This is a genomic window from Streptomyces sp. NPDC051322, assembly GCF_040689485.1.
GTDB lineage: Bacteria > Actinomycetota > Actinomycetes > Streptomycetales > Streptomycetaceae > Streptomyces.
The window spans coordinates 184012-197777 of the sequence record NZ_JBFBAK010000009.1; the positions used below are offsets into that span (position 1 = coordinate 184012).

Genomic DNA, 13766 nt, shown 5'->3' on the forward strand with positions numbered 1-13766 from the left:
GCCGGACGTTAGCGTGCGGGCCATGAGCTCTTCCGAATCCGCCGTCCATCCCCGTTTCTCCGAGGCCCTGCGTGAGCTCGGCCTGGAGGTCGAGGTACGTACCTTCCCCGAGGCCACCCGCACCGCCGTCGAAGCCGCCGCCGCCATCGGCTGCGAACTGAGCGCCATCGTCAAGTCGCTGATCTTCGAGGCCGACGGTGCGCCCGTGCTGGTCCTGATGGACGGCTCCTCACGCGTCGACGTCGACCTCGTACGGACCGTGCTCGGCGCGGAGAAGGTCAAGCGCGCCGACGCCGCTCTGGTCCGTGAGACCACCGGGTACGCCATCGGCGGTGTCCCGCCCTTCGGTCACCGCACCCGCACGCGGGTCGTCGCCGACCGGGGTCTGCTGGACCACCCGGTGGTGTGGGCGGCCGCCGGCAACCCGCACACCGTCTTCGCCCTCGAACCCAAGTCGGTGGTCGAGTACGCGGGCGCCACCCTGGCCGATGTGCGGGAGCACACCGCGTGACGCTGACGGTCATCATCGCGGTCGTCATCGCCGCGATAACGCACGCCAGTTGGAACGCGATAGCCCACCACATCAAGGACCAGCTGCTCTCCTTCACGCTGATATCCGGCGGCGGGCTGCTGATCGGCGCGCTGGCAGCGCCCTTCGTGCCTTTCCCGGCGCCCGCCGCCTGGCCGTTCCTGATCGGTTCGGCCGCGCTCCATGTCACCTACATGCTGCTGCTGATGCGGTCGTTCACCCTCGGCGACTTCGGTCAGATGTACCCGATCGCGCGCGGCACCGCGCCGCTGGTGGTGACCGTGCTGGCCGCGCTCTTCGTTCATGAGACCCCGGACGTCTGGGTGTTGGCGGGTGTCGCCGTCTCCTGCGCCGGCCTGGTCGGTGTCGCCCTGTGGGGCCTCAAGGGCTCCCGCCCGCACTGGCCGGCCATCGCGGCCGCCCTGGCGACCGGCCTGGCCATCGCCTCGTACACCACGGTCGACGGGGTCGGCGTACGCGACTCCGGTTCCTCGCTGGGCTATATCGCCTGGCTGATGATCCTGGAGGGCATCTCCATCCCCGTCTACGCCGCCTACCGCCGGCGGGCCCGACTCCTCACCCAGCTCCGGCCGTACGCGGCGCGGGGACTGGCCGGTGCGGCGATGTCCGTCGTCGCCTACGGCCTGGTCCTCTGGGCCCAGACCCGCGCCCCGCTCGCTCCGATCGCGGCGCTGCGCGAGTCCTCGATCATCGTGGGCGCGGCGATCGGCGCGGTCGCCTTCAAGGAACGCTTCGGCAGACCGAGAATCGCGGCGGCCGGGCTGATGGTCGTGGGCATCGGACTGATGCTGCACGCCGGGTAGCGGTGCTCCGGCCGGGTTGAGTCATCGCCGGGTGCGGACATCGCCGGGTGCGGTCATCGCTCCACCGTTTCCGGGCTGTCCGGCTCTGTCCGGGAGGGCGCTGCCAGCAGGTCGGTCAGCAGGAGGCTGAGACCGAGGTCGAGCGTCCGCTCGCGGTCCGGATCGCCGACAGCCTGAGGGCACAGGGCGGTGGGCCGGGCGATCCAGAGGACTTTCCAGGCCAGGGCGTCGACCGCCGCCAGTTCATGCGCCCTGCCTGCGAGCCGTAGCGGATAGAGGAGTTGCTTGACCCGGTGGCGTACGGCGTCCGACAGGAAACCGTCCATCGCCGTGAGCGCGTGGGCCATCACCGCCGGGGCGGTCCGGGCGATGGCCGCCGTTGTCGGGGGTGTCGGATACTCCGCGCGACGTACACGAGGTGAGCGACCGTTCCGGAGACGGTTCCGTCGACAGGACAGGCGTCCTCGGCCGCATCGGGGGGAACGCCCGGCCGCGAGCCGTCAGTTGTCGTCCCGTTCCAGCGGCAGCGCCTGGCCGAAGGACGTGTTGACGGCCAGCAGGCCGCCGTCGACCCGCAGGGTCGTCCCGGTGATCCAGGCCGCGTCGGACGAGGCGAGGAAGGTGATGGCCGCCGCGATGTCCTCCGGCTCGCCGACCCGGCCGAGCGGGTAGACGGCAGCGAGGCGGTCCAGGGCGCCTTCCCGGCCGGTCCAGGCGTCGGAGCGGATCGTGCCGGGTTCGACCAGGTTGACGCGTACGCCACGGGGCGCGGCGTCGCCGGCCAGGGTGCGGGTCAGGCTGGCCAGGCCCGCCTTGGCGGCGCTGTAGGCGTGGTTGCCGAAGTCCTGCGACCCGTTGACCGAGCCGACGTTGACGATGGCGCCCCGGCCGCCGGCCGCCGCGAGGTGCGGGAGGGCGGCGCGGCAGGTGTGGAAGGCGCCGGTCAGGGTGGCGTCCAGGTCGCGGTGCCAGGAGGCGTCGTCCTGGTCCTCGAAGAGCGGGGCGTCGAGCGAGCAGGCGTAGGCGTTGTTGACCAGCACGTCGAGGGAGCCGAACTGCTCGACGGCGTGGGCGACGGCCGCGCCGACCGCTGCCCGGTCGGTGACGTCGCAGGGGAACGCGGCCGCGCCGGGGATGCTGCCGGCCGTCTTCGCGGCGCGCGGCCCGTCCAGGTCGGTGACCAGGACGCGGGCGCCCTCGGCGGCGAATCTGCGGGCGGTGGCTTCGCCGATGCCGCGGCCCGCCCCGGTGATCAGTACGCCGTACCCCTCGAACCGCTGCGTTCGCTCCATACGGCGATCATGCCGCCGCGCGCACCGCCCTGACCAGTGCCTGGGCGCGGGGGTCTGCGGTGACGCCCTTCTGCAGGCCGTTCGTGACGTAGCCGAAGGCGATGCCCGACTCCGGGTCCGCGAATCCGAGGGAGCCGCCGCGGCCGGGGTGGCCGAACGAGCCGGGGCCGAGGAGCGGGGCGGCGGGGCCGTGCAGCATGAAGCCGAGGCCGAAGCGGGTGTGGACGACGAGGACTCGGTCGGGGCCCGACGATTCCTCGGTGCGCGCGAGTGCGAGGGTCGCCGGGGCGAAGAGCCGGGTGCCGCCGTCGACCGGGCCGCTGTCGACCGGGCCGATCATCGCCGCGTACACCCGGGCGAGCGCGCGGGCAGTGGAAATGCCTGCCGACGCGGGGAGTTCGGCGGCGCGATAGGCGGGGTCGTTCTCGTCCGGGGCGGGGTCGATGGCACCGAAGGCGCGGCTGGTCAGCGAGTGCGGGTCGTGGTAGGCATCGGCCACCGACCGCTTGGGCCGGATCTTGAGCCCGCCGCCGACCGGGGCCGCTTCGACGGGGCCGATGCGACCGACCCGGTGTGCCTCCTCGGGCGGCAGCCCCACCCAGAAGTCCAGGTCGAGCGGGCGGGCTATCTCCTCGGCGAGCCACCGGCCGATCCGCCGGCCGGTCACCCGCCTGACCAGCTCGCTCAGCAGCCAGCTGTAGGTCTGCGCGTGGTAGCCGTGCTCGGTCCCCGGCTCCCACACGGCCCGCTGCGCGGCGATCGCCCGTGGGCCCGACTCGCCGTCCATCGCCTCGGCGGGGGTGAGCGGCCGGTCGAGGAGCGGTACGCCGGCCCGGTGGGCGAGCAGGTGCCGTACCAGGGCGCGGTCCTTGCCGCCCGCCTTGAACTCCGGCCAGTAGGTGGCGACGGGCGCGTCGAGGTCGAGCTGTCCGCGCTGGTGCAGCAGGAGGGGTACCACGGCGGCGACGCCCTTGGTCGCGGACCGGACGATCTGCGCGGTGTCCACCGCCCAGGGCTCCGGGCCGTCCACGTCCCTGGTGCCGGCCCACAGGTCGACGACCTTGTGCCCGTCGCGGTAGACGGCGACGGCGGCGCCACGTTCACCCCGCCGGTCGAAGTTGCCGACAAAGGCGTCCCGGACCGCCTCGAATCCGTCCGCCACTGTGCCCTGGACTGTGCCCTGGACGTCCACCACGTCGTGCTCCCGCGTCTCCCCGCACGCCCCGTCGACGTACACCTCCCATGGTGCGGGGCGCCTCCGGCGGGGGGTTGCCGGGGGGTGCGGTGTTTCCGGGCCGTCCTCGAATGCCGGACGGGCTTGATCCGGTCAGACCGCCGCGCGCGGGTTGAAGCCGAAGGGGAGCTCCAGGCGATGTGAACGCATCAGGTCGTCGTCGGAGAGGACGTCCGCCGTCTCGCCGTCGCCCACGATCACGCCGTCGCTGAGGATGACGGAGCGGGGGCACAGTTCCAGGGCGTACGGAAGGTCGTGCGTCACCATCAGGACGGTGACGTCCAACGATCGCAGGATGTCGGCGAGTTCCCGCCGTGACGCCGGGTCCAGGTTGGATGAGGGCTCGTCGAGGACCAGGATCTCCGGCTCCATGGCGAGCACCGTGGCGACCGCGACCCGGCGCCGCTGCCCGTAGGAGAGGTGGTGCGGCGGCCGGTCGGCGAAGTCCGCCATGCCGACCTGGGTGAGGGCGGCGACGACCCTTGCCTCCAGTTCCGCGCCGCACAGTCCGGACGTGGCGGGCCCGAAGGCCACGTCCTCGCGGACCGTCGGCATGAAGAGCTGGTCGTCCGGGTCCTGGAAGACGATGCCGACCCGGCGCCGGATCTCCGGGAGGTTCGCCTTGGCGACCGGCAGACCGGCCACCGCCACCGTGCCCGCGCCGCCGGTGAGGATGCCGTTGAGGTGCAGGACCAGGGTGGTCTTGCCGGCGCCGTTCGGGCCGAGGAGCGCGACGCGTTCGCCGCGCCGGACGGTCAGGTCGACGCCGAACAGGGCCTGGTGTCCGTCGGGGTAGGCGTAGGCGAGGCCGGACACTTCGAGGGAGGCGGCGGCGGGAGCGGTGGTCATAGGGTCCATCCCAGCAGACAGATGCAGAGCGCGGCGACGGGGAGTGCGGCGGCGTACCGCCACTGCGCCCGGGACGCCGTCACTTCGTCGATGACCGGCATGGTGCCGGTGTAACCGCGGCTGACCATCGCGAGATGGACCCGTTCGCCGCGTTCGTAGGAGCGGATGAAGAGTGCCCCGGCGGATTTCCCGAGCACGCCCCACTGCCGCACGCCGCGCGCCTCGAAGCCGCGGGAGCGGCGGGCGATGGACATGCGCCGCATCTCGTCGGTGATGACATCGCCGTAGCGGATCATGAAGGAGGCGATCTGGACGAGCAGCGGGGGCAGTCTCAGCCGCTGAAGGCCGAGCAGCAGCGCGCGCAGTTCGGTCGTGGAGGCCAGGATGACCGAGGCCGCCACCCCGAGCGTCCCCTTGGCGAGGACGTTCCAGGCGTCCCAGAGCCCGCTGCGGCTGAGTGCGACGCCCAGGACGTGGATCTGGTCGCCCGGCACCACGAACGGCATCAGGACCGCGAAGGCCACGAACGGGATCTCGATCAGCAGGCGTTTCAGCAGGAAGGCGGCGGGGATCCGGGCCGCTGCTGCGACCCCGGCGAGCAGCAGGGCATAGAGCGCGAACGCCCACATCGCCGTGCGCGGGGTGGACACCACCACGATCACGAAGGCGAGAGCGGCCGCGAGCTTGCAGTGCGGGGGGAGGGCGTGCACCGGCGAGTGGCCGTGCCGGTACAGCTTGTGTGCGTGGCCGGCGCCCATCAGACGGCTTCCGCGCGGGTGGAGGTGGTGGTGTTCGTACGACGGCGGCGGACGACCCAGAAGATCCCGCTGCCCACCACGACCGTGGTGCCGACGCCGATCACCCCGGCCAGGCCGCCGGAGATCCGGGCGTCGGAGATGTCCTTGACGCCGTATCCGGCGAGCGGGGAACCGTCGCTGTGGTGCGGGCTCTCCTTGGCGTCGATGCCCTGGTCGTGGGCGACCTTCTCGAGGCCGTCGGGGCTGGCGGAGGCGTAGAAGGAGACCACACCGGCCAGCAGCAGCGCGGTGATCAGGCCGAAGCCCCAGACCTTGCGGGTCGAGCGGGCCGCCGCGGGTGCGGCGACCGGCGTGGGCGCGTCGACGAGTTCGCCGCCGATACGGAGCTTGAGCGGCGTGGTCAGGCCGCGGGCGCCGTACACCAGGTCGGGCCGTACGGCGATGACGGCTCCCACGGTGAGGGAGGTGATCACGGCCTCGCCGATGCCGATCAGCACGTGGACACCGACCATCGCGGTGAGCACCTTGCCGATCGGCACGTTCGTGGTCCCGCCGAGTGCGTACATCGCCGTGAAGGCGAGCGCCGCGCAGGGCACCGAGAGCAGCGCGGCGACGAACGAGGCGATGGTGACCGAGCGGCGGCGGCGCGGCAGCACCTTCACCAGTCCGCGGAAGACGGCGTACGCGACGACGACCGTCACCAGCGCCATGTCGGTGATGTTCACGCCGAGCGCGGTGAGGCCGCCGTCGGCGAAGAGGATGCCCTGCATCAGCAGGACCACGGAGACACAGAGCACCCCGGTACAGGGGCCGACCAGGATCGCGGCCAGCGCACCGCCGAGGAGATGGCCGCTGGTGCCGGCGGCGACGGGGAAGTTCAGCATCTGCACGGAGAAGATGAACGCGGCGACGAGCCCGGCGAGCGGAGCGGTGCGCTCATCCAGTTCCCGCCGCGCGCCCCGCAGGCTGACGGCGATAGCGCCGGCGGCGAGCACCCCGGTCGCCGCCGAGACGGGGGCGTTGATGAAGCCGTCGGGGACATGCATGGGCGACTCTCTCCTGGCGGTGGGGGCTCCGGCGGTGACGAACCGTTCAATGATAGGGCCTTGTTGCGAATGACTTGCAAGAGCGTCTAGGGGTCAGGTGGGCGAACTCACGACAGAACAAATGAGACAAAAGGTGCAATATTGGGTGTAAAGCACCTGCGAGGAGGAGAAGACGGGGGAGTAGGCAGGCCGAGTGCAAGGCGAGGAGACAACGATGGAGATGTCCCGCCCCGTCGAGATATCCGTACGAGGACATGTGGTCACGGACTCACCGGGCAACTGGTTCGTGGTGCGGGTGGCTCTCCGCTACGACCCCGAAGCCGACCCCCGGGCCGTGCACCTGATCTTTCCCGGCGGCACCGAATGGGTCTTCTCCAGGGACCTCCTCGAAGCCGGTCTGCTGACCCCGCAACGCAGCGGTGACGTGGGGGTCTGGCCGTGCGGGCGGGCGCAGGCGGTGCTGGAGTTCCACTCCGCGCACGGGGTGGCCGTGGTGCAGTTCGACAAGGCGCCGCTGCTGCGCTTCCTGGGCCGGACGCACGAGGCCCGCGCGCACGAAGCCCTGGCACAGGAAGCCCGCGCGCACCAAGCCCTGGCGCAGGAAGCCCGTAGGGACGAGGCCCGCCCACGCGAAGAGGCCCCCCACACCGTCGGGCATGGCGGACCTCCGCGCTGAGCGGGCGCGCTGGGCGGGCGCCGCGAGGGATCAGGCGTCGACCAGTTCCCGCCGCTCCTGCTGCTCGATGTGCTTGTTCAGGCCCTCGCCCTCGACGTCCACATTCGGCAGGATCCGGTCCAGCCAGCGCGGCAGCCACCACGCCCGCTTGCCGAGGAGTGCCAGGACGGCGGGCACGATCGCCATCCGGACCACGAAGGCGTCGAAGAAGACCGCGATGGCGAGGCCGAAGCCGATCATCTTGATCATCGAGTCACTGGCTCCGATGAAGCCGGAGAAGACCGCGATCATGATGACGGCGGCGGCGCAGACCACCCGGGCGCCGTGCTTGAAGCCGGTGACGACGGCCTGCCCCGGCCGTTCACCGTGTACGTAAGCCTCCCGCATCCGGGTGACCAGGAAGACCTCGTAGTCCATCGCCAGGCCGAACACCACGCCCACCATGAAGATCGGCATCATGGACATGATCGGGCCGGTCTGCTGGACCCCGAAGAGCGAACCGAGCCAGCCCCACTGGAAGACCGCGACGACCGCGCCCAGCGCGGCGACCACCGAGAGCAGGAAGCCGAGCGCCGCCTTCAGCGGGACCAGCACCGAGCGGAAGACCACCATCAGCAGGAGGAACGCCAGACCGACGACCAGCGCCAGATACGGCAGCAGCGCGTCGTTCATCTTCTGCGAGAAGTCGATGTTCATCGCGGTGGCACCGGTGACCAGGACGGTGGCCCCGGTATCGGCCTTGATCTCCGCGCCGGTGTCCCGGATGGAGTGGACCAGGTCCTCGGTCTTCACCGAGGAGGGCCGGTCCTTCGGGACCACGATGATCATCGCGGTGTCGTGCTGATTGTTGTAGTGGGCGGGGGCGACCGAGACCACACCGTCGAGCGCGGCGATCTTCTGGTGCACCTCGTCGACGGCGGCCCTGCCGTCATCGACACCCTTGACGTCGACGACCGCCGTCAGCGGACCGTTGAAGCCGGGTCCGAAGCCCTCCGACAGCAGGTCGTAGGCCTTGCGCTGGGTCGTGTTGGTGGGCTGTGAACCGTCGTCCGGCAGGCCCATCTCCAGGGAGGCGGCCGGTACGGCGATGGCCCCGAGGCCGATCACCCCGACCAGCAGCACCATCACCGGGCGGCGCAGCACGAAGCTCGCCCAGCGGGTCCCCCCGTTGGGCTTCACCGGGCCGCCCGCCGCCTGCCCGGAAGTCGCCTGCTGCTTCCGGGCCTTGCGCCTCAGCACCCGCTTTCCCGCGAAGCCCAGCAGCGCGGGGATCAGGGTGAGCGCGATGAGGACGGCGATAACGACCGTACCGGCGGCCGCGAAGCCCATCTTCGACAGCATCGGGATGTTGACCACGGCCAGTCCGACCAGGGCGATCACCACGGTCAGCCCGGCGAAGACCACCGCAGAACCGGCCGTACCGACGGCCCGCCCGGCCGCTTCCTCGGGTTCCCGGCCTTCGGTGATCTCGGCCCGGAAGCGGGAGACGATGAAGAGCGCGTAGTCGATGCCGACCGCCAGGCCGATCATCATGGCCAGCGTTGAGGTGGTGGAGCCGAGGTCCAGCACATTGGCCAGCGCGGTGATCGTGGAGACGCCGATGCCGACGCCGATGAGCGCGGTCAGCAGCGGCAGCCCCGCGGCGATCAGCGATCCGAAGGTCACCACCAGCACGACCCCGGCGATCACCACCCCGATGATCTCGCCGGACCCGGTCTCCGGCATGGCCTGGAGGGCGTCACCGCCGATCTCCACGGTGTATCCGTCGTGCTGTGCCCGGTCACCGGCGTCCTGGAGCGCGTCCTTGGTCCTGTCGGTGAGCTCCATCGAGCTCACCTTGTAATCGACCTTGATGTAGGCCGTGCTGCCGTCCTTGGAGACGGCGTGGGCGGCATACGGGTCGGTCACCGAGGCGACCTGCTGCGAGCTCCCGCGCAGTTCCTTCGTGACGTCCGTGACCTCCGCCTTGTTACCGGCGTCGGTCATCTTCTCGCCGGCCGGCGCCTTGAAGACCACCCGGGCGGTCGCCCCGTCGGCGCTCGCCCCCGGGAACCGCTGGCTCAGCAGGTCGAAGGCCTTCTGGGCCTCCGTGCCCGGTATGGAGAAGGAACTGGAGGTGGCGGTGGCGGCGGACGAGGCGCCGAACCCGGCGAGCGCCAGCAGCGCCACCCACACCAGGACGACGTAACGGCGGCGCCGGAAGGCGAACCGTCCGAGCTTGTAGAGATAAGTGGCCACGGCGGGCGACTCCCGGTCAGGTCGGGGGCGAAAAGGGCGTAAGGAACCAGCCCGACGACGAGAGCGGCGTGTCAGGTGGAGAGGTGTGCAGTTGACGGAGTGGTGCTGACGAAAGGTGCGGTCGAGGGACTAGACGCCGAGTGCGGGGAGAACCACAGCGTCCAGGTACCGGGCGAGGAAGGCTCGATCGGCCGGCCGGTCATCGATCAGCTGCCGGGCGACGAAGGCGCCGACCAGCATGTGCGGGACGAAATGCAGCGCGGGGTTGTCGGCGCTGACCTCGCCGCGCTCGACGGCGCGCCGCAGCATCCGGTCGAGCCCCGTCATCTCGGGCTCGATCAGCAGCTCGCGCAGCGCCTGGTGGAGGTCGGGGTTGTCGTGAACGGCGCGCATCAGACCCCGCATCAGCGCGGAGTTCTTCTCCATCTCGCAGTCGTCCTCGCGGGACGTCATGGCATGGAAATCGCTCCGCAGCGAACCGGTGTCGATCTCGTCGATACCGCCGGGCTTGTTGTGCCGCAGCGCTCTGGCGACCAGTTCGGGCTTGCTCCCCCACTGGCGGTAGAGGGTGGCCTTGCTCGACTTCGTACGGGCGGCGACGGCGTCCATGGTCAGGGCGTCATAGCCGACTTCGCGCAGCAGGTCGAGCACGGCCGCGTACAACTCGGTCTCGCGCTCGGGCGTGAGTCTGCCGGCCATTCCCAACCTCCCGTCCGAAACGGTTTCGTACACCGAACGGTACGCCCCCGAAGTGCGAAACGGCAACGTTTCGCATGTGGGGTCGGTCACCGTTGTCAGCCGGAGGTAAACAACCCTGCACTGATGTGCGGTCCGGCAGGCCCCGGCCACGAGTTGCCGGGCCCCGCCCGCACGGAAAGCATTGGAGGGTGAGCCAAGTCGACGCAGGCGATGACGCATACCTCCGCTTTCCGCACCTCCATGGCGACCTGCTGTGTTTCGCGACGGAGGACGACCTCTGGGTCGCCCCCCTCGTCCCCGCGGACCGCCGGCCCGACCGGGCCTGGCGGATCACCGTCGACCGCACGAGGGTGGGCCACCCACGGTTCTCGCCCGACGGCCGTCACCTCGCGTACACGAGCTGGCGCAGCCTCGACCCGGAGATCCACCTCGCCCCCGTGGACGGCGGGCCGTCCCGGCGGCTGACCCACTGGGGGGCGCTCGACACCCGGGTCTGCGGCTGGACCCCGGAGGGCGACATCCTGGCGGTGGCCTCGCACAGTCAGCCCTTCGCGCACTTCAGCTGGGCCTATACGGTCGCCACCGACGGCTCCCCCGGCGCCAAACTGCCCTGGGGCCCGGTCAGCGACATCGCGGTCGGCGACGTCGCGGGGCAGCGCCGTACCCTGCTGCTCACCGGAAAGCCGCCGCACGAACCCGCCGCCTGGAAGCGTTACCGCGGCGGGGCGACGGGACGGCTGTGGCTGCACGGCGACCGGCTGCTCGCCGACATCGACGGGCATCTGGAGTCCCCGATGCTGGTGAACGGCCGGGTCGCCTTCCTCTCCGACCACGAAGGCATCGGCAACCTCTACTCCTGCCTGCCGGACGGCACCGACCTGCGCCGCCACACCGACCACGACGCCTACTACGCCCGGAACGCCTCCAGCGACGGCCACCGGGTGATCTACCAGTGCGCGGGCGACCTCTGGCTCGCCGACGACCTGTCGCGCGGCGCCGAGCCGCGCAAGCTGGAGGTGCGGATCGGCGGCCCACGGGCGGGCCGGCGCAGCTACCAGGTGCCGGCCGCCCGCCACGTCGACAGCCTCTCCGTCGACGAGACCGGGCGGGCCAGCGCGGTCGTCGTACGCGGCAGCCTGTACTGGCTCACCCACCGCGACGGTCCGGCGCGCGCCATCACCACCACCCCGGGGGTACGGGTCCGCCTCCCGGAGATGCTCGGCAGCTCGGAACGGGTCGCGTACGTCACCGACGCCGGGGGCGAGGACGCGATCGAGATCGCCTACATGCCACGGGCCAGCGGCGACCGGCTGCCGCGACGACTGGCAGCGGGCGAGCTGGGACGCGTGCACGAGCTCATCTCGGACCCGGAGGGCGAGCGGCTGGCGGTCGCCTCGCACGACGGACGCCTGCTGCTCATCACCGTGCCCGACGACGAGGACACCGACGCCATCGCCGACAGTGACGGCGATCGTGGCGGCGAGGTCACCGAACTCATCCGCTCGATCAACGGTCCCGTCCGCGACCTGGCGTTCTCGCCGGACGGCACCTGGCTCACCTGGTCCCATCCCGGCATCGGCCGCTCACTGCGACAGATCAAGATCGCCAAGATCGCCGGAGCCATGGCGCCCACCATCGTGGACGTCACCAACGGCCGCTTCGAGGACGAGAACCCGGTCTTCACCAGCGACGGCCGTTACCTGGCCTTCCTGTCCTGGCGTGGCTTCGACCCGGTGTACGACGTGCACACCGGCGATCTCTCCTTCCCGCTCGGCTGCCGCCCGTATCTGGTGCCGCTCTCCTCCGCCACGCCCTCGCCGTTCGCGCTGTCCCCCGACGGCCGCCCCGCGGCGGGCGGCCTCGACCCGGTCGGTGACATGAGCGACAGCGGAAAGGTGCTGGTCGAGACGGAGGGCCTGGAGAGCCGGGTCACGCCGTTCCCGGTGCCGGCGTCCAAGTACTCCGCGCTCTGCCCGGTCAGCGACGGTGGCCTGGTCTGGCTGCGCTGGCCGATCTCCGGCGCGCTCGGCGAGACGTTCGCCAACCCGGCCGACATGTCGGGCCGGCCCACGCTCGAACACTTCAACATCGCCAAGGGGCGCAGGACCGAACTGGTCGGCCACCTGGACTGGTTCGCGGTCAGCGGCGACGGCAGCCGCCTGGTGGTGGTCGACGAGGGTGAACTGCGCGCCGTCCCCGCCACCGACCTGGGCGACAACGACACCACCGTCTTCCTCGACCTGCGCCGCATTCTGCACGAGGTCGACCCGCCGTCCGAATGGCGCCAGGCCTTCGAGGAGGCCGGCCGCATCATCCACTCCTACTTCTGGGAACCGGAGATGTGCGGCATCGACTGGCCGGAGATCCTCGCCCAGTACCGTCCGCTGGTCGAACGGGTCGCATCGCCCGACGAGTTCGCCGATCTGCTCCGCGAGGTCCTGGGCGAACTGGGCACCTCGCACGCGTACGTCAGCCCGGCCCGCCGCAACGAAGGCCCCCCGCACTACCAGCGCGCCATGGGGCTGCTCGGCGCGAACCTGGTCTGCCGGGACGGCGCGTGGGTGGTCAAGCGGATCCTCCCCGGCGACTCGTCGGACTCCAAGGCCCGCTCGCCGCTGGCCGGTACGGGTATCCGCGAGGGCGCCGTACTCACCCACGTGGACGGCCGCCCGGTCGACCCGCTCACCGGTCCGTACCCGCTGCTCTCCGCGGCCGGCGGCACCACCGTCGAGCTCACCTTCCGCCCCGCCGAGGGCAACGGCCGCTCCCGCCGGGTGGCGGTGGTCCCGCTGGTCGACGAACGGCCGCTGCGCTACCAGGACTGGGTGACCAAACGCCGCGCCGTCGTCTGGGAGCTGAGCGGCGGCAGGTGCGGCTACCTGCACATCCCCGACATGGGCGGTTCGGGCTGGGCCCAGTTCAACCGGGACCTCCGCCTGGAGGTGTCCCGGCCCGCGTTGATCGTGGACGTACGGGGCAACGCCGGCGGAAACATCAGCGAGCTGGTGGTCGAGACCCTCACCCGCAGGATCCTGGGCTGGGACCTCACCCGCAACGCCCAGCCCGTCTCGTACGCCTCCAACGCCCCCCGGGGCCCGGTCGTCGCACTGGCCGACGAGGCGACCTCGTCCGACGGCGACATGATCACGGCCGCGTTCCGCCTGTTGAAGCTCGGTCCCGTCGTGGGCCAGCGCACCTGGGGCGGCGTGGTCGGCATGACCGGCCGCCACCAGCTGATCGACGGCACGGTGATCACGGTGCCGATGAACGCGGCCTGGTTCGACACGTACGGCTGGTCCGTCGAGAACCACGGCGTCGCACCCGACCTGGAGGCGCTGCGCACCCCGCTCGACTGGGCGGAGGGCCGCCACGCCCAGCTCGACGACGCGGTGTGGGTCGCGCTGGATCTGCTGGCCGCGCAGCCGGCGAAGGTCCCACCGGACTACAGCGCGGTCCCGGACCGCCGGCGCCCTGAGCTGCCGCCCCGGTAGCGGCCGGCGTCAAGGATGGCCTCAATCGCCGGCCGGGCTTGATTTTGGCTGAGCACTGGATATCAGCGGGTCCGGGGCGGAGCCCCGCAGCGGCGCGCGGCAGGCGAAGAGGCGCACCCCCCGAGGGGGC

General features: G+C 71.3%; 12 protein-coding genes. 4 read left to right on the top strand and 8 right to left on the bottom strand.

The features are described 5' to 3' along the window. Window positions 1-22 precede the first annotated feature (22 nt). Both AB0436_RS21970 and AB0436_RS21975 read left to right on the top strand, forming a co-directional pair. Window positions 23-511: a YbaK/EbsC family protein gene (locus tag AB0436_RS21970; protein ID WP_366469605.1), complete on the top strand. Its 489-nt coding sequence runs from the start codon at window positions 23-25 to the stop codon at window positions 509-511. Then, window positions 508-1353, top strand: a complete 846-nt coding sequence (locus AB0436_RS21975) for an EamA family transporter (protein ID WP_366469606.1) — start codon at window positions 508-510, stop codon at window positions 1351-1353. Before AB0436_RS21970 ends, AB0436_RS21975 begins: the two co-directional genes overlap by 4 nt. 53 nt (window positions 1354-1406) lie before the next feature. On the opposite strand, the gene AB0436_RS21980 is transcribed toward AB0436_RS21975, so the two are convergent. The 6 genes from AB0436_RS21980 to AB0436_RS22005 form a co-directional block, all read right to left on the bottom strand. Beyond that, on the bottom strand, window positions 1407-1700 hold the full coding sequence (locus tag AB0436_RS21980; RefSeq protein ID WP_366469608.1) for a hypothetical protein: 294 nt from the start codon (window positions 1698-1700) through the stop codon (window positions 1407-1409). Window positions 1701-1853: 153 nt separating this feature from the next. After that, window positions 1854-2645 carry an SDR family NAD(P)-dependent oxidoreductase gene (locus AB0436_RS21985; RefSeq protein ID WP_366469609.1) on the bottom strand — a complete coding sequence of 264 codons (792 nt, stop codon included), beginning with the start codon at window positions 2643-2645 and terminating at the stop codon, window positions 1854-1856. 7 nt (window positions 2646-2652) lie between these two features. Then, the gene (locus AB0436_RS21990; RefSeq protein ID WP_366469756.1) at window positions 2653-3837 is read right to left on the bottom strand and encodes a serine hydrolase domain-containing protein; all 1185 of its coding nucleotides are present in this window, start codon (window positions 3835-3837) and stop codon (window positions 2653-2655) included. 135 nt (window positions 3838-3972) lie between these two features. After that, a complete protein-coding gene (locus AB0436_RS21995) occupies window positions 3973-4728 on the bottom strand; it encodes an ABC transporter ATP-binding protein (RefSeq protein ID WP_366469610.1) in 756 nt (251 codons plus the stop codon). Continuing rightward, window positions 4725-5486: a cobalt ECF transporter T component CbiQ gene (gene cbiQ, locus AB0436_RS22000; RefSeq protein WP_366469611.1), complete on the bottom strand. Its 762-nt coding sequence runs from the start codon at window positions 5484-5486 to the stop codon at window positions 4725-4727. The genes AB0436_RS21995 and cbiQ overlap by 4 nt, the downstream gene beginning before the upstream one ends. After that, entirely contained in the window at window positions 5486-6532 is a 1047-nt protein-coding gene (locus AB0436_RS22005) for an energy-coupling factor ABC transporter permease (protein ID WP_366469613.1), read from the bottom strand. Before AB0436_RS22005 ends, cbiQ begins: the two co-directional genes overlap by 1 nt. A 214-nt stretch (window positions 6533-6746) precedes the next feature. Here AB0436_RS22005 and AB0436_RS22010 point away from each other — a divergent pair, with 214 nt between their 5' ends. Next, window positions 6747-7208 (top strand): SsgA family sporulation/cell division regulator, encoded by a 462-nt coding sequence (locus tag AB0436_RS22010; protein ID WP_366469614.1) that lies wholly within the window; start codon window positions 6747-6749, stop codon window positions 7206-7208. A gap of 30 nt (window positions 7209-7238) precedes the next feature. Here AB0436_RS22010 and AB0436_RS22015 read toward each other — a convergent pair whose 3' ends face one another. Further along, window positions 7239-9446, bottom strand: coding sequence for an MMPL family transporter (locus AB0436_RS22015; protein WP_366469615.1), 2208 nt, complete (start codon window positions 9444-9446; stop codon window positions 7239-7241). A gap of 129 nt (window positions 9447-9575) precedes the next feature. Further along, window positions 9576-10145, bottom strand: coding sequence for a TetR/AcrR family transcriptional regulator (locus AB0436_RS22020; RefSeq protein WP_366469616.1), 570 nt, complete (start codon window positions 10143-10145; stop codon window positions 9576-9578). A 188-nt stretch (window positions 10146-10333) separates the two neighbouring features. Between AB0436_RS22020 and AB0436_RS22025 the strand changes: the two genes are divergently transcribed. Beyond that, window positions 10334-13636 carry a S41 family peptidase gene (locus AB0436_RS22025; protein ID WP_366469617.1) on the top strand — a complete coding sequence of 1101 codons (3303 nt, stop codon included), beginning with the start codon at window positions 10334-10336 and terminating at the stop codon, window positions 13634-13636. Window positions 13637-13766: the final 130 nt, after the last annotated feature.

Coding starts and splice junctions, on each gene's coding strand:
- AB0436_RS21970 (WP_366469605.1), top strand. CDS start 23: ATGAGCTCTTCCGAATCCGCCGTCCATCCCCGTTTCTCCGAGGCCCTG.
- AB0436_RS21980 (WP_366469608.1), bottom strand. CDS start 1,700: ATGGCCCACGCGCTCACGGCGATGGACGGTTTCCTGTCGGACGCCGTA.
- AB0436_RS21985 (WP_366469609.1), bottom strand. CDS start 2,645: ATGGAGCGAACGCAGCGGTTCGAGGGGTACGGCGTACTGATCACCGGG.
- AB0436_RS21995 (WP_366469610.1), bottom strand. CDS start 4,728: ATGACCACCGCTCCCGCCGCCGCCTCCCTCGAAGTGTCCGGCCTCGCC.
- cbiQ (WP_366469611.1), bottom strand. CDS start 5,486: ATGGGCGCCGGCCACGCACACAAGCTGTACCGGCACGGCCACTCGCCG.
- AB0436_RS22005 (WP_366469613.1), bottom strand. CDS start 6,532: ATGCATGTCCCCGACGGCTTCATCAACGCCCCCGTCTCGGCGGCGACC.
- AB0436_RS22010 (WP_366469614.1), top strand. CDS start 6,747: ATGGAGATGTCCCGCCCCGTCGAGATATCCGTACGAGGACATGTGGTC.
- AB0436_RS22020 (WP_366469616.1), bottom strand. CDS start 10,145: ATGGCCGGCAGACTCACGCCCGAGCGCGAGACCGAGTTGTACGCGGCC.